Annotated in this window: 15 protein-coding genes and 1 pseudogene; 7 read left to right on the forward strand and 9 right to left on the reverse strand. The window is 70.4% G+C overall.

All coding sequences use genetic code 11. The annotated features are described in order from the left end of the window. Window positions 1-16 precede the first annotated feature (16 nt). Entirely contained in the window at window positions 17-1,717 is a 1,701-nt protein-coding gene (locus ACGFRF_RS40110) for an L-aspartate oxidase (RefSeq protein WP_393748877.1), read from the reverse strand. Between the two features lie 321 nt (window positions 1,718-2,038). Between ACGFRF_RS40110 and fdxA the strand changes: the two genes are divergently transcribed. Then, entirely contained in the window at window positions 2,039-2,425 is a 387-nt protein-coding gene (gene fdxA, locus ACGFRF_RS40115; RefSeq protein WP_393748829.1) for a ferredoxin, read from the forward strand. 60 nt (window positions 2,426-2,485) lie between these two features. Here the strand turns inward: fdxA and ACGFRF_RS40120 are convergent, their stop codons facing one another. Continuing rightward, entirely contained in the window at window positions 2,486-2,983 is a 498-nt protein-coding gene (locus tag ACGFRF_RS40120; RefSeq protein ID WP_393748831.1) for an Ohr family peroxiredoxin, read from the reverse strand. A gap of 278 nt (window positions 2,984-3,261) precedes the next feature. Further along, entirely contained in the window at window positions 3,262-4,158 is an 897-nt protein-coding gene (locus ACGFRF_RS40125) for an RNA polymerase sigma-70 factor (RefSeq protein ID WP_393748833.1), read from the reverse strand. A 258-nt stretch (window positions 4,159-4,416) separates the two neighbouring features. Between ACGFRF_RS40125 and ACGFRF_RS40130 the strand changes: the two genes are divergently transcribed. Continuing rightward, window positions 4,417-4,644, forward strand: a complete 228-nt coding sequence (locus tag ACGFRF_RS40130; protein WP_393748835.1) for a hypothetical protein — start codon at window positions 4,417-4,419, stop codon at window positions 4,642-4,644. A gap of 8 nt (window positions 4,645-4,652) precedes the next feature. Then, window positions 4,653-5,285: a DUF5134 domain-containing protein gene (locus tag ACGFRF_RS40135; RefSeq protein ID WP_393748837.1), complete on the forward strand. Its 633-nt coding sequence runs from the start codon at window positions 4,653-4,655 to the stop codon at window positions 5,283-5,285. A gap of 8 nt (window positions 5,286-5,293) precedes the next feature. On the opposite strand, the gene ACGFRF_RS40140 is transcribed toward ACGFRF_RS40135, so the two are convergent. From ACGFRF_RS40140 to ACGFRF_RS40165, 6 genes are all read right to left on the reverse strand, one after another. Continuing rightward, window positions 5,294-6,685 (reverse strand): aldehyde dehydrogenase family protein, encoded by a 1,392-nt coding sequence (locus ACGFRF_RS40140; RefSeq protein WP_393748839.1) that lies wholly within the window; start codon window positions 6,683-6,685, stop codon window positions 5,294-5,296. After that, a complete protein-coding gene (locus tag ACGFRF_RS40145; protein ID WP_393748841.1) occupies window positions 6,685-7,785 on the reverse strand; it encodes a phenazine antibiotic biosynthesis protein in 1,101 nt (366 codons plus the stop codon). The genes ACGFRF_RS40140 and ACGFRF_RS40145 overlap by 1 nt, the downstream gene beginning before the upstream one ends. A gap of 76 nt (window positions 7,786-7,861) precedes the next feature. Further along, the gene (locus ACGFRF_RS40150) at window positions 7,862-8,605 is read right to left on the reverse strand and encodes a PIG-L deacetylase family protein (protein WP_393748843.1); all 744 of its coding nucleotides are present in this window, start codon (window positions 8,603-8,605) and stop codon (window positions 7,862-7,864) included. A 400-nt stretch (window positions 8,606-9,005) separates the two neighbouring features. Then, complete coding sequence (locus tag ACGFRF_RS40155) at window positions 9,006-9,479, reverse strand: carboxymuconolactone decarboxylase family protein (protein WP_393748845.1); 474 nt, start codon at window positions 9,477-9,479, stop codon at window positions 9,006-9,008. Window positions 9,480-9,674: 195 nt separating this feature from the next. After that, on the reverse strand, window positions 9,675-10,907 hold the full coding sequence (locus ACGFRF_RS40160; RefSeq protein WP_393748847.1) for an NAD(P)/FAD-dependent oxidoreductase: 1,233 nt from the start codon (window positions 10,905-10,907) through the stop codon (window positions 9,675-9,677). Window positions 10,908-11,131: 224 nt separating this feature from the next. After that, entirely contained in the window at window positions 11,132-11,896 is a 765-nt protein-coding gene (locus ACGFRF_RS40165; protein WP_393748849.1) for a class I SAM-dependent methyltransferase, read from the reverse strand. Between the two features lie 254 nt (window positions 11,897-12,150). Between ACGFRF_RS40165 and ACGFRF_RS40170 the strand changes: the two are divergent. The 4 genes and pseudogenes from ACGFRF_RS40170 to ACGFRF_RS40185 form a co-directional block, all read left to right on the forward strand. Continuing rightward, window positions 12,151-12,441, forward strand: a pseudogene (locus ACGFRF_RS40170) (NAD(P)-dependent oxidoreductase); the annotation flags it as partial. 459 nt (window positions 12,442-12,900) lie between these two features. Further along, complete coding sequence (locus ACGFRF_RS40175) at window positions 12,901-14,520, forward strand: cytochrome bc complex cytochrome b subunit (RefSeq protein ID WP_393748879.1); 1,620 nt, start codon at window positions 12,901-12,903, stop codon at window positions 14,518-14,520. Window positions 14,521-14,837: 317 nt separating this feature from the next. Next, entirely contained in the window at window positions 14,838-15,680 is an 843-nt protein-coding gene (locus ACGFRF_RS40180) for an alpha/beta fold hydrolase (protein ID WP_393748851.1), read from the forward strand. A gap of 337 nt (window positions 15,681-16,017) precedes the next feature. After that, window positions 16,018-16,536: a GNAT family N-acetyltransferase gene (locus ACGFRF_RS40185; protein WP_393748853.1), complete on the forward strand. Its 519-nt coding sequence runs from the start codon at window positions 16,018-16,020 to the stop codon at window positions 16,534-16,536. Window positions 16,537-16,943 lie beyond the last annotated feature (407 nt).

Here is a 16,943-nt window from a genome sequence, read left to right on the forward strand (position 1 = left end):
TGAAAAAGCTGGGCGGCTATTCGACGAGTTTTCCTTCGGTGGAGACGTCCTCCATGAGGGACGCGATCTCGTCCGGGATGGGGGGAATGTTCTCGTGGGTGATTCCGGTCGTCGGGGACCAGACGAGGTTGACGCGGAAGGCGGGATCCATGTCGGGGAAATCGCTGCGGTTGTGACAACCGCGGGTTTCCCGGCGTTCCAGCGCCGCTTCGAGGGTGGCGCGGGCCGCCAGGGCGGCCGACTTGAGGTCGAACGCGTGGGCGAGGTCCTGGAAGCCGGCGATGTCGGGGTGGACTCCGACGTTCTCCATGCGCTTCTCGATGGTGTCCAGTTCCGCCAGGCCGGTGCGCAGCCCCTGTTCGTCACGGACGACGCCGGCGTGTTCCGTCATGGTGTTGCGGATGGCGCGCTGAAGGGCGCGGACGTTCTCGGGTCCGTCGGCGGCGAGCAGTTCGTCGACTTCGGCGCGGGCCTGGGCCACGGCGGCCGCGGAACGGGGCTGCGCGGTGAGTGACTCCGAGTAGGCCGCGGCGGCCTGGCCGGTGATGCGGCCGTAGACGAGGAGTTCGATGAGACTGTTGCCACCGAGGCGGTTGGCGCCGTGCAAGCCGCTGGAGGCCTCGCCGATGGCGTACAGGCCGCGGACGTCGGTGCTGTGGTCCTCGGGGCGGACCCAGACGCCGCCCATCGAGTAGTGCGCCGTGGGGGCGACCTCGATGGGTTCGCGGGTGATGTCGAGCATCTGCAGCTCGAGGAGCGTCTGGTAGACGCGCGGGAGCCGGTTCATGATCGTCTGGCGGGGAAGGTGGGAGACATCGAGCCAGACCCCGCCGTTGGGGGTGCCGCGGCCTTCCTTGATCTCGGTGTAGGAGGCGAGGGCCACGCGGTCGCGGGTGGACAGTTCCATACGCTGAGGGTCGTAGCGGGTCATGTACCGCTCACCGAGGGCGTTGCGCAGGATGCCGCCTTCGCCGCGGGCCGCCTCACTGACCAGGGTGCCGGCGGCGTTCTCCGGCTCGATGATGCCGGAGGGGTGGAACTGGACCAGTTCCGGGTCGCGCAGGCGGGCCCCGGCCTCGACCGCCAGGCGGAAGGAGTCGCCGGTGTTCTCGTCCCGTCGCGAGGAGGTGCGCCGCCAGATGCGCGTGTGCCCGCCGGCCGCGAGGATGACGGCGTCCGCGTGGATGAGGTAACGGGTGCCGTTGTTGAGGTCGAAGCCGTAGGCACCGAAGACGGCACCGTCGTGGACCAGGAGGCGGGTGATGTAGACGCTGTCGAGCACGGGTATGTCCAGCTGGTTCGCGCGCCGGATGAGCGTGCGCTGGATCTCCAGGCCGGTGTAGTCGCCGGCGAAGGCGGTGCGGCGGAACTTGTGGGCGCCGAAGAAGCGCTGTGAGATGCGACCGTCCCCTTCGCGGGCGAAGGCCATGCCGTAGCGTTCCAGGTCGTCGATGCCCAGGGCCGCGCCCTGGGTGACGATCTCAGCCGTGCGTGGGTCGCCGAGCAGGTAGCTCTCCTTGAGGGTGTCCGCGGCATGCTGCTGCCAACTGTCCTCGGGGTCCATCGTGGCCAGGGCCGCGTTGATCCCGCCGGCGGCCAAAGAGGTGTGGGTGTCCTCCTTGGGACGCTTGCCGACAGCAAGGACATCGACGCCGGCCTCGGCCAGCTCGATCGCCGCCCGCAGGCCGGACCCGCCGGTGCCGATCACCAGCACCATGGTGGAAAGACGTTGTTCGGTGATAGCCACGATTGCTCCCGTCGCTGTGGGTGGTCACTGACTAGGACCAGGCCAGGCGGCGGTTTGTGACACCGGCACGACCGCTCCCGACGCCCGGGACGGGGTCCTCCCGCACCGGGTGTCCGGACGGGAGCCGGGTCGGGAGCAAGGCGGCGGCTCGGCGGAGCGTGGGACGGGCGATCGTGACCACCGGCCGTGTGTGCGTGTCACAACGTGGCGGCATCTCCGGTCAAACCGACGAGTGCGAGGGCCGCACGAGCCGGCCCCCTGACGTGTGCGACGACGAGGAGGAAGACAGGGATGACGTACGTCATCGCGCAGCCCTGCGTCGACATCAAGGACCGCGCGTGTGTGACCGAATGCCCCGTGGACTGCATCTACGAGGGCCCACGCACGCTCTACATCGACCCCGCGGAGTGCGTCGACTGCCACGCCTGTGAGCCTGTCTGCCCCGTGGAGGCCATCTTCTACGAGGACGACCTGCCGCAGCACTGGGCGCACTACCGGTCCGTCAACGCGGAGTTCTTCGCAGCGGCAACCCCGGGGCAGCCCCATCGGCGCGACTCGCGCGGTGACCACCCCGTGGTCGCGGCCCTGCCCCCGCAGAACTTGCACAAGAAGGAGATCTCCGTTTTCGCCGTGCGCAAGGAGGAGGCTGCCGACGTGGACCTGTGGTTCCCGTCCTGACCCGCCGTGCATACGAAAGCGGCCGCCGCCGGGGCGGCGGCCGCATGCCGGACGTGCCGGTCAGGAGGCGAGCGTGATGGTCGTCGGCGTGCCCCTCCAGGCCATGCGCGCGTAGGGACACAACGCGTCGGCCTTCTCCATCAGACCGGCGGCCGTCTCGGGCTCGACGCCGGGCCACTGCACCACCAGATCGACGCGCAGCAGATAACCACCGTCCTCCGGATCCCGTCCGAAGGCGACGGTCGCCACGACGGAGATGGCCGTGGGGTCGAGTGCCTCCTGCCGCGCCAGGAGGCTCAGCGCACCGTGGAAGCACGCCGCGAAGCCGGCCGCGAAAAGCTGTTCGGGGTTGGTTCCCTGGCCGTCACCGCCCAGCTCGACGGGCATGCGCAGGTCGAGGTCCAAGGCGCCGTCGGACGAGCGCGCCCGGCCGGAGGCCCGCCCATGGGAGGCCGCACCGCCGTCGACGGTCACGGTGGTCGTGTAGATGGGCGAGAACGCGTCCCCGTCGTAGTCCTTATCGGTCGACAGGGTGGGCAACTGGATCCGCTCGGTCACGGCATGACTCCGATGTCGTCGTGGTACGGCGCGCCCCGGCAGACGTCCGGGAGCGCGTACACGGGGGCTGGGGCGCAGAGGGCGGTGACGGGCGGGGCGCCCCGGGGAGACCGGGACGCCCGCTGTCGCAGGCGGTACCGCACCGCACACGACGCACGTCACGTTGTCTGTCCTCAGATCTGCGGGAGGTCCGGGGTCCGGACTACTGGATGACCGACAAGTAACCGTTCCTGTGACGCTCCCCCGGTGACGGCCCGGGGAGAACGCCCGACAGCAGGTCAGTCGCGCAGGGAGGCCACGTAGGGCGACAGCTTGGCCGGGTTCATCACCCACATGAGCCGGTCGATGCCCTCCGACGAGACGTCGACGGACAGCAGGGCGACAGCATTCCCGCCGGACGAGACCAGCACGGCCGCCCGGCCGTTCGCCTCGACCCAGCGGATGTCCGCCTGTGGCCAGAAGCGCGGGGCGAAGGCCACGAGGTACCGCGAGACATGAGGCCGTCCGATCACCGGGATCTTGGACGCGCCGCGAATCCCGCCACCGTCCGAGTAGCTGACGACGTCGGCGGTGAGAACGTCCTCCAGTACCGACAGATCTCCCGTCTGCGCCGCGGAGAGGAACACCTCCAGCAGCCGCCGGTGGGCTGCCGGCGTGACGCGCTCCCTGCGCTCGGCGGCCAGGTGCCTGCGCCCGCGGCTCACCAGCTGACGGGCGTTGGCCTCGCTCGTCTCCAGGATCTCGGCGACCCGCCCGTAGGGGTAGTCGAACGCCTCCCGTAGCACGTAGGCGGTGCGCTCCACGGGATTCAGCTTCTCCAGGAGCAGCAGAACCGCCATCTCCAGGGCCTCGGACCGCTCCGCGCCCAGCTGCGGATCCTGCGTGGTGTCGACGGGCTCGGGAAGCCAGGGGCCGACATAGGACTCCCGACGTACCCGTGCGGACTGGGCCAGGTTGATCGCCAGCCGGGTGGCCACCGTGGTCAGGAAGGCGGCCGGTTCGTGGACTTTCGTACGGTCCGTTTTCTGCCACCGCAGCCAGGTGTCCTGCACGACGTCTTCAGCCTCCGCCGCACTGCCCAGAACGCGGTACGCGATGCCGAAGAGCTGCGGGCGCGCCGAAAGGAAGTCCTTCGTCGCCTGATCAAGGGTGCCGGGGTGGGCGCCAGCGTGCATGGATCATCCCTTCTGGCCTCGTGCGCACCATGCTACAAGCGGCCGCGGAGGCATGCGTCCGTGGGCCGTTGACACCACCGCGCCTGACGCCGTCCACGTGGCACACCGTGGCACTCGATGGGTCCGGGTTGCTCGCCGTCGCAGGCAGGGCGCGTCCTCGGGCCTGAGACCGCACGCCCCGAGGACGTGCCCTGTCACGAATCAATCGCGCGCCCGGTCAAGACTGCGAACAGCCATGGACCGAGGAAGGCGCACACAGTGTCGGACGAGACGCCAGCACGCGACCACTCCGCTCACGGACACGGAGGCCAGGAGGGAGCGGAGAACTGGACGAGTGCGGCGAAGGTGCTCCAGGACGCCGCGCCCCTGAGCACCGCCGGGGGAGCGGTCCGGACCCAGCCTGAAGGCGAGCCGGAGCGCGCGGTCGAGGCGGGCGGCACGCTCTGGCGGCCGGCCCGTGACATGGCCCCGCGTTCCACCACCTGACCCGCCCCGTGGATACTCCCGTCGACGTCGTGCACTGCATGCTGACGGTGCTCTTCGCCCTCGTGGCGGTGCACGCACTGCGGCACGGCGTCCGCTCACCGGGGACGGGGCGCCGTGACCGGGTGGACCACCTCCTGCACGCCGCCATGGCCGTGGCCATGGCGGCGATGCCCTGGAGCCTCGGCCGATCGCTGTCCGGCCGGACCATGACGGTCCTCTTCACGACCGCCGCTCTGTGGTTCCCGCTGACCGCCCTCCGCCGCCGTACGGCGGACAGCTTGGCGGCGCTCGCCGGTCGGCTGCCGCCCGCGGCCGGCATGGCCGCGATGGCCTGGATGCTGCGCACATCCCACGGCCGGGCGGTCCCGTCCCACGAGACCCTGGCCGGAGGCGTCCCGGCCACGCACCACACCGTGGCTCTCGGCCATGCCGCCGGCGCATCGGTAACGGCTGCCGTGGTCACCGGGCTGCTGACGGTGTATCTCCTGGCGTGCGGGATGCGGTCGTTGACGCGCCCGATGCCCTCGCTGCGGTCCGCCACGGACGCCGCGCACCGCGCCGCCGCGACGGACCCCTACGGTCACTTGCGCGACGGAGCGATGGCGCTGGGGACGGCCGTGATGCTGCTCATGCCCCACTGACCGGCGTGTCACAGGGCGCCGACGACGGCCTTGCTGCGCATCAGGAAGTCCGACAGGTAACTGTCGTGGGGCACCCCCGGAGCCATCCAGTAGGTCGGGTGGTCACCGACGTACACATTGGCGATGGTGGGTTCCGCCAGCAGCGCGTCGAGCAACGCGCCGTCGCGGGTGAGCGCCGAGAGCACGAGTGTGTCCCGCAGCGGAGCGACGCCGTCCGTACGGTTCCAGGGCGCCACCCACACGCAGGGGAAGGGGAGTTCGGTCCGGAGCTGCGCGGCACTGGAACTGCCGACCTGGTGGACGGCGGGACGCAGGGCGGCGCTTCCGTCACCGAGGTCGTCGACGACGCCGTCGGCACCGAGCCAGGCACGGGTCCCCGCCGCCACCGACCTCAAGTAGGAGCCGAGGGCCCGTGCCCGGTCCAGCGGGCAGACCGGGAGCACCGCCCGCGCGTCCTGGGGCGGCAGACCGGGCAACCGGGACAGGCGTGCCGCGACGGCCTCGGCGAGGGGCGCCGGATCCCCCTCGACGAAGACGGCGGTGGCGTTGACGCACGCGGTGCCACCCTCGTCGGCGACAGAGCCGACGATCGTGTCGAGGTGCTCCCGCCAGTCGGTGTCCGCGGTGACGAGGATCTTGGTCCGGCCCGGCCCCTGGGGCAGCACACGGGGATCATGGGCGTACCGGGCGACCACCTCGTCGCCGCCGTACACCACCGCGCGGTCGGCACCGCGGATCAGCGTGTCGCCGGTCCGATGGTCCGTGGGCAGCAGCACCAGTCGGTCCTCCCGGACACCCGCGCGGTGCAGCGCCCCGACCAGCCGGTGCGGAGTGAACGGCTCCCGCCGCGAGGGACGCACGGCGACGCGGTAGCCCAGGGCCAGCGCCTCGAGCCACAGCCGGTGGACACCGGGATGGTTGCCGGAGGCGTTGACGGCGAACACGTCACCCCGGCGGGCCCATACGGCGTGCCCGGCTTCCAGGGTCGGATCCCGACGGTCGGAGACCGCCCCGCGCGGTCTGCCCTGCTCGGCGGACGAACGGGCCAGGCTGACGAACCGTGCCGTGTCCCGCGTCGCGGATCGCACCACCGTCAGTGGGATGCCGGAGGTACGGCTGACGAGGTGTTCGTACTCGCGTACGCCCAGTCCGCCGATGGTGCCGGTGGCGAACTCCTCGCCGGCCGCCCCCAGCAGCGCGTCGACGTCGCCCGCCGGCACCGCCTCGGCCTTGCGCAGCGCGGCCAGCGCCCGGCCCACGTACACCGGCGGCACCAGGCTCAGCCGCGCCACCTCGGCACCGGACACATCCGTCACCGCGCTCGGCCCCAGCGTCCGGTACGGACCGCGAGGGCCCAGCGCGTCCAGGTACACCGGCCCGGTGACCTCGGCAGCCGTCATCAGTACACGCCCTCGATCACCGTCTCGCCGTTCACCGTGGCCACCGGTGCCACGTCCGCGACGGCGTCGCCCGCATGGCCGTCGGCCGGTTGTATGCGCACGGCCGTGTCACGTTCCGCGTTGTTCGGTATGAGCATGGACTTGCTGACGTGGCTGACGATCACCTGGCCCCGCTCACCGATCTCGACCCGTTCCCCCGTCCCGGGATCCACGACCGACAGGAACACGTACGGCGACACCGGGTCGAACACGCAGGGCTGCGACGTGCTGAGACCGACCCGTTCGAGCAGCGCGGTGAGCATCATGGTGTTGCCGTACATGCCGATGAGCGGTACGTCGGGAAAGACCTCCGTGCCCAGCAGGTGGCGGGTGTCGGGGTCCATGTGCGTGCCACCCCAGATGATCGCCTCGACGGAGCCGTTGATCCGCTCCAGAAGGTCGTCCTCGCGGGCGAAGCGCTCCAGCAGCGGGGTGGTCGCGGCGAGTACCCCGATGTCCTGGGTCAGCAGAATCCGCCGGCACTGTTCGACGAGATGGTCGGTGTAGGACTCGACCTCGTCGCTCCGGCCCGCGGCGACCAGCTTCTTCACCCAGCGGGGGTCCATGTCGATGCTCAGCCCCGGGCCGCCGAGGGACCCTGCCGCCCGCTGCAGCACGTCCCCCACCAGGTGCGGGCCGGTCGGCGCCACGGTCAGCCACTGCCTGCCGATGGGCAAGCCGTGCTCTCGCAGACGCTTGTCGACCTGCTCCGTGCTGTGCCGCATCCAGTCGTCGAGCTGGACGACCCGCTTGGGCGCCCCGGTCGTTCCGCCACTGTCGAAGACGTTGATCAGCCGGGCGCCGCTTCCGTAGCCGCGGGGGATCAGGTCCGCCACCGGGACGTCCCGCAGTTCGTCGGTCAGGTGGGGGAAGAGCGCCAGGTCGTCCACGCCCTTGACGTCCTGCCGCGGGTCGAAGGCGAGCCGATCGGCCCGGTCGAGCCAGTAGCGCGAGCCTGTCGCCGGGTCGAAGTGCCAGCGCATGGCCGCTCGCACGAACTCGTCCGGGTCGACACCGTCGGACGGTCCGGCGTCCAGAACGGCGGGGGACTCGTACGTCATGGATGGTCCTTTCTCGGCACGGTCTCGTGCCTATGGCCGAGGTTCCGTGGGGCGTGTGAGATCTGGAGGCGTGCGGTCACCGGCCGAACAGTTCGAAGGCGACGGCGGACCGGCCGTCGAACCGTGGGCTGTGGGCGCGGGTGCTGTCGGCCAGGAAACGGCGGGCGTACGTCACGGGGTCCTCCTCGGTCAACGCCTCGATGTACGTGCGGTGCCGCAGCAAGGACCGCACCCCCTGTTCGAAGCCCGGCTCGGCGGACACCGCGTGCGTCGGCGTCGGCGAGTTGGCGACGGCCACCCACCGGACGCCGTTCCAGGGCTGCAGGCCTTGTTCGGCGAGTTCCGGGAAGATCCAGCGGTTGCCCGCGTCCGCCGACGCGTCCAGCACGGCGCGCCCCACGGCCACGTGGTCCGGGGTGTTCCAGGCACCGCGGGCCCAGGTGTCCCGGTGGTTCAGCGTGATCACCAGCTCGGGCCGGTGGCGCCGGACGGCCGCGGCGATGTCGCGGCGCAGGGGTACGCCGTACTCGATCACACCGTCCTGGTGGTCGAGGAACTCCACCGTGGAAACGCCGACGGCCGCGGCGGCCGCGCGTTGCTCCGCCTCCCGCAACGACCGGGCTCGTTCGGGGGCCAGGGTGTCGATACCGGCCTCACCGCGGGTGGCGAGTACGTAGGTGACCTGCCGGCCGTCAGCCACCCAGGAGGCCACGGCCGCCGAGCATCCGTACTCGAGATCGTCGGGATGGGCCACCACGGCGAGTGCCCGCTGCCAGTCGTCCGGCATGGGTCGCAGAGGAGGAAGGGGGCTGTCGGGCATGTGTCCGCTCTCGTCGGTCGTGCGTGGTGGGCGGCAAGCCGGCAAGGGGTTGCCGCCCCGGAGACGACATGGGTTGCCGCCGGGTGGGCGGTGCGCAGGGTCCTGTCGTGAGGCAGTACGGCGCTCCGGGGAGACCGGGCACCGGTTCGTCAGCTCGAACAGGTGGCGACCTACGGGAGGTCCGTCTCCTTCCGCGGCATGGGGCGTACTCCTGCCAGAGCCTGCTGACACCCCGCATCGAGGGCGCGTGCTCCCCGTCGTCGATGGGTGCAGGGTGTGCGTACCGTCTGATCGCCACGGATCGAGGGACCGCCGTCTGTCTCCTCGCCGCGGTCGGGACGGGCGCGGAGACGGACGGCGGGTGTGCGGTTCTTCAGGTGATCCGGGTGGTGCGGGCGGTTCAGCCGAACTGACCGGGCTGGTAGCTTCCGGCCGGCTGCTGGTTGATGACGTTGATGCGGTTGTAGGCGTTGATGACCGCGATCAACGAGATCAGCGCCGCGAGCTGGTCCTCGTCGAAGTGCTTCGCGGCGTTCGCCCACGCCTCGTCCGTGACGCCGCCGGCCGCGTCAGCCAGCCGCGTCCCCTGCTCCGCCAGCTCCAGCGCGGCGCGCTCGGCCTCGGTGAACACCGTGGCCTCCCGCCATGCGGCCACCAGGTTGAGGCGCTGCTGCGTCTCGCCGGCGTGGGCCGCGTCCTTGGTGTGCATGTCGGTGCAGAAACCGCAGCCGTTGATCTGGCTCGCCCGAATCTTCACCAGCTCCTGCGTGGTGTGCGGCAGCGACGAGTCGGAGAGCACCTTGTTGGCCGAGTTGATGTGCTTGAGCACCTTGGAACCGACCGAGTTGCCGAAGTAGTTGAGACGGGCGTCCATGATGAGTTCTCCTCGTGTGAAGCGGATACCTCCCTACTGACAGAGGTGACCCGGCGCGCTGTGACAGGATCCGGGGTATGAGGCGCGTCACATGTCTGCCGGTCATGGTCCAGCCGGTGCGCAGGCTGCGACGGGCGCCGCCGCCACCGCGATCGGCCGGCAGTGCCCTCATGCCGATGGCGACTCGCCCGTGTCTCAGGGAAGAAGGCTCTCCAGGGGAACCGCGGGATCGGAGAGGACGGCGTCGTCCGTCTCCACGCCGGACTCGATCATGGAACGGATCATCTCGATGACGTCCCACACGTTGACGCTCATGCCTGCCAGGACCCGGTTGCCGGACATCCAGAAGGCGATGAACCGCCGCTCGTCCCGTGCCCCGCGGAAGACGACACGGTCGTAGCCGCCCGGTTCGGTGTAGCCGGTGTACTCCATCCCGAGGTCGTACTGGTCGGTGTAGAAGTACGGCAGCCGGTCGTAGACCGCGTCCCTGCCCAGCATGCTCAGCGCGGCGGTGCGCGGCTGGTGCAGCGCGTTGGCCCAGTGCTCCACACGCAGGTGCCGGCCGAGCAGCGGGTGGTAGGCGTTGGCGACGTCACCGGCGGCATGGATGTCGGCCACGGAGGTCCGCAGGTGCTCGTCCGTGACGATGCCGTTGCGCACCTCCAGGCCCGCCTCCTCGGCGAGGCGGACGTTGGGTGTGATGCCCACACCCACCACCACGGCGTCCGCGGGCAGATGAGTGCCGTCGGCGAGCCGGACGCCGTCCACGCGGCCGCCGGTTCCGGTGATCCGCTCGATCTGGGCGTGGGGACGCAGGTCGACGCCGTGGTCCTTGTGCAGACCGGCGAAGACCTCGGCCGCTTCCCTTCCCAGCACCTTGAGCAGGGGCAGCTCCGCGTGCTCGAGCACGGTCACCTCCGCCCCCGCCGTCCGGGCCGCCGCTGCGGTCTCCAGGCCGATCCATCCGCCGCCGACCACCACGATCCGCGCACCCTCGGTGAAGGCGGCCTTGAGCCGCTCACTGTCGCCCACGCGCCGCAGATACAGCACGTTGTCCAGGTCCGCCCCCGGGACGGACAGGCGGCGCGGTGAGGATCCGGTCGCCAGGAGCAGCTTGGCGTAGGGCACGCGACGACCGTCGTCCAGCGTCACCTCCTTGGCCTGCCCGTCGACGGACGTCACGCTCGTGCCCAGGAGCAGGTCGACTTCGTGTTCCCGGTACCAGCCCTCGGGGTGCACATGGATCGACTCGCGGTCCTCCTTGCCCAGCAGATAGCCCTTGGACAGCGGCGGTCGGACGTAGGGGCGCTCCCGCTCGTCCCCGATGACGACGAGCGGCCCGTCGTGGCCGTGCTCGCGCAGTTCTTCCGCGGCCTTGCCGGCGGCCAGGCCGCCCCCGACGATCACGAAGGTATTCACACGCGACATGATGATCACAGTCCCAGTTGGTGAGGCACACACAGCGAGCCGTGTGGTGCGGTCATCCATGAGACCGGGCGACGACACCGGTTGTGACACCGCTGCGTCAGCGCGCCGGGGGCGAGTGTCGTCGGCGTTCGCCCCCGGCCGTCTTCGCGTGAGGCCCTGCAACCGTCCAGCACTCGTCCCGCACACGTCTGTCGGCCCACCGGGGCAGGATGTGTGATCCGGTTTCACCAGGGGGCTCGGAGCGTCACGGCCAGGTAGGCCGGATCGTCGTGTCCCGGCAACGGGACGAATCCGTGCCGTTCCAGGTCGCCGATCATCTGAGAGCGCGAGGCGGGCCACATCCAGAACGTCTCGGAGTGCTCCCGCAGCACACCTTCCGCCCCCCGGACCCAGTAGTCGACGCGTGTGCGGATGCGGTCCCCGGCGGTCGACATCACCATGCTCCCGCCGTACGCGTGCTCGCCGACCCGCTGCTCGGGCAGGACGCGCAGAACGTTCCGGGTGGGGAGCCGGGCAGGAGGTAGCTGCAGGAACAGCGAACCGCCGGGGACCAGGGCCGCACCGATGGCAGGCCAGAGGGCGTGCCGCGCGGCCGGCGAGAGACAGGCGACCGTGTTGTGGCAGACGGCCACGTCCGCGACCGCGTACAGAGCCGCCTCGTCCAGGGCGTGCGGATGCACGGTCACCCGCTCTCTCTGCCCCGCGGGCAGGGCGGCGAGGCGGGTCATCAAGGACGTGCGCATGGCCCGTGCGGGCTCGACGGCGTGCACGTCGACCCGGGACTCGGCCAGGCTCATCAACGTGACCCGTCCCGTGCCGGCACCGATGTCCAGCACGCCGAGACGGGCCTTCGAAACTTCGCGGCCGTAGAGGTGACGGACGCGCGTCTCGTCCTCGTCGGCCTGCAGGATGTCGTAGAACTCCGCGGTGACGTCGTAGGGGTCCGGTTGCGGCCGGGCGGTCGGTGCTCTCGCTATGACAGGGTGCATATCCAGCAAGACAGCACGTGGGCCGTGCGTGTGACAGCAGTGGTGGCGGGCGGGGTGCCGGCCCGTGCGGGGAGTGGGTGACGGCCGTCACCAGCGTTCGCGACAGGTATGGCTGCCCGCGCAGTTCACCAGTTTCGCCGATTCTCCCGTGCGGGCTGAGGTACGCCCGCTGGGACGGCCGTTCGGCCTTCCCGTCGGACCCGGCGGATGTGGAGTTCTACGTCCCGCCCCTGCAAGCCCCTCGCCCGCCGCTCCTCACACCCTTCGGCTGCACCGTGACCCGCGTCGCGCACGACGACCGAGGCTCACTCCGAGGACCGGTGTACTCCGTCACGCGCCTGCCCCGGCTCGTCGCGGAGGCGGACGTCGTCGTGCTGTCCACTCCGCTGACTCCCGAGACCCGTCAGCTCTTCGACGCCGACCTGCTGGCTCGCATGAAGGACGGTTCACTGCTCGTCAACGTGTCCCGGGGGGCAGTCGTCGACACCGACACCCTGCTGAAGGAGGCACCCGACGGTCGGCTGCGGGCCGCATTCGACGTGACCCCGTGCGCGGGACGAGTCTGACAATGCCGCCCGGACGCCTCGTGTCACACCTGAGCCGTCTCACCGGTCATGACTGCGACAGCAGTTCACGAACCCTGCCCGAACAGCACAGCCCTGGACGAGTCGGCTCCGCCGTGCCACGTGCGCATTACTCCGGCCGGTGCCGGGGCTGGGTCCGCAACGTCGCGGACCATCGGATCGCAACGGACGGCGCCACTTCGGGGAACGGCCCCCTGCTTCACCGGACCATGGGCCGAACCGCTCCCGGGGCCGGCGCCGCACGCGGGTCTGGTGTTCGTGAGCGAGGAACGCGCCGGTAACCGGCACGGACAGCTACGGCTGCACGGCGATCGGAAGCCCTGACAACACGCCGGTGCCGCGGGCCCACGGCAGTGCCCGGGACCGCGGCGCCATCCGACGCAGCGAGCTTCGGGGGATGAGGAAATGAAGGGTGAAGAGATGGGCAACGACAACCGGCCGGCCGAGCCGGGGCAGGGGCATACCGGGGAGAGGTTCGCCCAATGGGCGGACGGCCGACTGGGCTACCGTCGTCTGGCCGGCTCCGCTCGGCGCCTGGTCTTCCCCGACCACTGGTCACTCATGCTCGGCCAGATCGCGCTCCACAGTTTCGTCATCCTGCTGGTCACCGGCGCCTACCTGAGCCTCTACTTCCACCCTTCCTCCGACCCCGTGGTCTACCAGGGCAGCTACACCCCGTTGCGGGGACTGTGGGTGTCGGAGGCCTTCGACTCGACCCTGCACATCTCCTTCGACGTCCGCGGTGGTCTGCTCGTCCGCCAGGCCCACCACTGGGCGGCGCTGGTCTTCGTCGCCGCGGTGTTCGTGCACATGCTGCGGGTCTTCTTCACCGGCGCGTTCCGCAAACCGCGCGAGCTGAACTGGGTATTCGGGTTCCTGCTGCTCATCCTGGCCATGTTCGGAGGGCTGACCGGCTACGACCTTCCCGACGACCTGTTGTCCGGAACCGGCCTGCAGGTCGTGAACGGCACGATCCTCTCGATACCGATCGTCGGGACCTACCTGTCGTTCTTCCTCTTCGGCGGTGAGTTCCCCGGCGACGACCTCATCGCCCGCTTCAACACCATCCACATCCTGATCATCCCCGGACTGATGGTCGCCCTGCTCGTCGGCCACCTGGCCCTGGCCGTGCGCCACCGGCACGCTCAATATCCCGGTCCCGGTCGTACCGACAGCAACGTCGTCGGTATTCCGCTCCGGGTGTACGCCGTCAAGGCCGGCGGTTACTTCTTCCTCGTGTCCGGCGTGATCTTCTTCATGGCAGCCGTCGCGCAGATCAACCCAGTGTGGCACTACGGGCCCTTCCGCCCCGACCAGGTTTCCGCAGGATCGCAGCCCGACTGGTACATGGGCGTTGCTGACGGCTTTCTGCGTGTCATGCCCGGCTGGGAGATCGACGTCTGGGGCCACACCCTGGCCCTGGACAACTTCCTGCCCCTGCTGATCGGCATGCTGCTCTTCCTCGCCATGGGCGCCTACCCCTTCCTCGAGGCCTGGGTCACGGACGACGACCGCGACCAGCACCTGCTGGACCGCCCCCGCAACCGCCCGGTGCGGACCGCCCTGGGCGTGGCCTGGCTCAGCGTCTACTCGGTGGCCCTCATCGGTGCCGCCAACGACCTGATAGCCACCCGACTGCACGTGTCTGTCAACGCCGTCACCTGGACCGTGCGCATCGGCCTGTTCGCCGTCCCGGTCCTGGCCTTCTTCATCACCAAACGCCTGGCACTGGGCCTGCAGCGGCGCGACCGCGACAAGGTGCTGCACGGGCGCGAGACCGGCATCATCAAACGTCTTCCGCACGGCGAGTACGTCGAGATCCACGAGCCGCTCGACCAGGCGCACTTGCACACCCTGACCGCCCACACGCAGTACCGGCCTCTGGAGGCCGCACCCGTGCGGGACGCGGACGGCGCCATACCCGGCCGTACCCAGCGCCTGCGCGTCGGGCTCAGCCGCGTCCTCTACGGCCCGGGCACGCAGATCCCCAAGCCTACGGCGGCCGAGTACAAGGAGATCAGCGGCCACCACCGGCCCTGACCGGTGACACGCTCCAGAACCTGTCGTCGCGACATGTCACACCTTCGACAGGTCTCCGGTCATAGGGGTGAAAGGCGACACAAGGAACTGCCGAGTCAACCGGCCCGCCCCACACGGCGGTTCGCCCGCGGCACCTCCGCCTCGCCGACCCGAGCGGCCGTCCTTCCCCGCGCAGCAGCAACGGTGCTGTCCTCGCAGCCGTAGCGGATCCTCACCCGTACCTCAGCAGCGGTCCGCGCAGGGTCGCCGACCACCGATACCGCCCGCTCTCCCTCCGGGAGCCGGGCGCACCGATCCCGTTCCGAAAGGCACTCGACATGAGTCGTACCTCCCGCACCAGCCGGGCCCGTACCTCCCTCACCGTTCTGGCCGGCGCCACGATCGCCGCGGGCCTGCTCGCCACCACGGTGGCCCCGGCCTCCGCCGACAAGGGCGCCCCCTCGCGGGGTCCCAAGCCCACCGTCGTGCTGGTCCACGGTGCGTTCGCCGACTCCACGAGCTGGAACGGCGTCATCAAGAACCTCCGCCATGACGGTTATCCGGTGGTCGCCGTCGCCAACCCGCTGCGCTCCCTGAGCGGCGACTCCGCCTACCTCAAGGACGTCCTGGCCGGCATCGACGGTCCCGTCGTCCTGGCCGGTCACTCCTACGGCGGCTCGGTCATCAGCAATGCAGCCACCGGCAACAAGAACGTCAAGGCACTGGTCTACCTCGCCGCCTTCCTCCCGGAGAAGGGCGAGAGCGCGGTGGAGTTGTCGGGAAAGTTCCCCGGCAGCACCCTCGGCGATGCGCTGCGTCCGGTGCCGTTCACCAACGCCGACGGCTCTCAAGGCACCGACCTGTACATTCAGAACGACAAGTTCCGGCACCAGTTCGCGGCGGATGTGCCCCGTGACGAGACCGACCTGATGGCCGTCACCCAGCGACCGGTCACCAACGCCGCCTTGGCCGAAGGCGCGGCGGAGCCCGCCTGGAAGACCGTCCCGTCCTGGGTCCTGGTCGCCACGCAGGACCGCAACATCCCGCGCAAGACCCAGGAGTTCATGGCCGAGCGGGCCGGCGCCCACACCACGGAGGTCCGAGCGTCTCACGCGGTGAGCGTCTCGCGGCCCGGAAAGGTCACCGACGTCATCGAGGACGCCGCGCGCTCGGTGCGCTGACTTTCCGCACAACGCCTATGCGACTGGCGCGGACCGAACGGTCCGCGCCAGTCGCATAGGCGCTCCGCGCTCCCCAGCGGGCGCACACACTGAGGACGGACAACGGGCCGGAGCCCCGTACGAGCCTGATCCGGCTGATCCAGTGGCACGGCTCGCCGCCGACGACCCGGAGCCCGCAGGGCCTCGCCCGCGCGACCTCCTCCGGGTCCCGGACCGGCGTTGTCACACCCGGCCAGTGTGGCCGGTCATGTGTGCGAACCCCGTTCCATCCACCGCCGGTCCACCCGTGCTCGTCCCGCACGTCCCGCACCGGAACCGGCCGCGCAAGGACAAGCCCATGCGCCGCGAACCGCGGATCATCCCGATAGGCCCCGGCGACCTCGCTCCCACCGTGGCGATGCACCGTCGCTGCTCGTCGCACACCCTGTGGAGCCGCTACCACCGGGCCATGGCCGACCCTCGGACCTACCTGCCCACTCTGCTGGCCCGCCCCGGCTCCGTCCATCTGGCCGCGCGGGACACCACCGGCCGCATCGTCGCCGTGGGCCATCTGATGCCGGACCACTCGGCAGTGGAGGCCGCGCTTCTCGTCGAGGACTCCTGGCAGGGCCATGGACTGGGCACCCGCCTGCTGCACCACCTGGGCCACCACGCGCTCAGCGGCGGCTGGACGAAGCTCTACGGCCTCGTCCTGTCCGGCGACGAGCGGATGGACGCCATCCTGCGCCACGCGTCCGTCCCCGTGCACCGCAGGGAGGAGGGCGGGGCCATCACCGCCTGGGTCCACGTCCCTGACCTGGCGGCCGGCCTGCCCGCCCGCCGACGGCGATGCTTCCTCCGTGCCGGGCGCCGGTGATCGCCGACCGTTCCCGGCCACGCGGAACGAGTACCTCTCAGACCGATCCGCTCCCGCAACACAGAGAGTGCATCCGGATACCCGTGATGCGCGCCGGGACGGCCGGGAAGGGCATGAGGAAGCCGATGTGGAACAGAATGTTCCACATCGGCGATGCCACCAAGACCTGCATAGGGCACCAGCACACGGCCCGCGCCCTTCCGTCGAGCGCGGGGCCGCGCCCGCGGAGTTCCGCACCGACGGCAATCGACCTGATGAAGCTCAGTTCGCGTATGGGTCGTGATCTCGTCGAGCTGCGCCGAGTCGGCAGACAGCCGCCGAGCGTGCGGCGCGAGCCGGTTCCGGTCGTGCGCGGTGCTGATCATCGAACCCGCGCCGACGGCAGCCGGTGCGGTCCGCCGACCGCA

The organism is Streptomyces sp. NPDC048521 (assembly GCF_043199855.1).
Classification (GTDB): Bacteria; Actinomycetota; Actinomycetes; order Streptomycetales; family Streptomycetaceae; genus Streptomyces.

Excerpts from the sequence above, each read along its gene's own strand:
- ACGFRF_RS40110 (WP_393748877.1), bottom strand. The coding sequence starts at position 1,717 with ATGGTGCTGGTGATCGGCACCGGCGGGTCCGGCCTGCGGGCGGCGATC.
- fdxA (WP_393748829.1), top strand. The coding sequence starts at position 2,039 with ATGACGTACGTCATCGCGCAGCCCTGCGTCGACATCAAGGACCGCGCG.
- ACGFRF_RS40125 (WP_393748833.1), bottom strand. The coding sequence starts at position 4,158 with ATGCACGCTGGCGCCCACCCCGGCACCCTTGATCAGGCGACGAAGGAC.
- ACGFRF_RS40140 (WP_393748839.1), bottom strand. The coding sequence starts at position 6,685 with ATGACGGCTGCCGAGGTCACCGGGCCGGTGTACCTGGACGCGCTGGGC.
- ACGFRF_RS40145 (WP_393748841.1), bottom strand. The coding sequence starts at position 7,785 with ATGACGTACGAGTCCCCCGCCGTTCTGGACGCCGGACCGTCCGACGGT.
- ACGFRF_RS40150 (WP_393748843.1), bottom strand. The coding sequence starts at position 8,605 with ATGCCCGACAGCCCCCTTCCTCCTCTGCGACCCATGCCGGACGACTGG.
- ACGFRF_RS40155 (WP_393748845.1), bottom strand. The coding sequence starts at position 9,479 with ATGGACGCCCGTCTCAACTACTTCGGCAACTCGGTCGGTTCCAAGGTG.
- ACGFRF_RS40160 (WP_393748847.1), bottom strand. The coding sequence starts at position 10,907 with ATGTCGCGTGTGAATACCTTCGTGATCGTCGGGGGCGGCCTGGCCGCC.
- ACGFRF_RS40165 (WP_393748849.1), bottom strand. The coding sequence starts at position 11,896 with ATGCACCCTGTCATAGCGAGAGCACCGACCGCCCGGCCGCAACCGGAC.
- ACGFRF_RS40175 (WP_393748879.1), top strand. The coding sequence starts at position 12,901 with ATGGGCAACGACAACCGGCCGGCCGAGCCGGGGCAGGGGCATACCGGG.
- ACGFRF_RS40180 (WP_393748851.1), top strand. The coding sequence starts at position 14,838 with ATGAGTCGTACCTCCCGCACCAGCCGGGCCCGTACCTCCCTCACCGTT.
- ACGFRF_RS40185 (WP_393748853.1), top strand. The coding sequence starts at position 16,018 with ATGCGCCGCGAACCGCGGATCATCCCGATAGGCCCCGGCGACCTCGCT.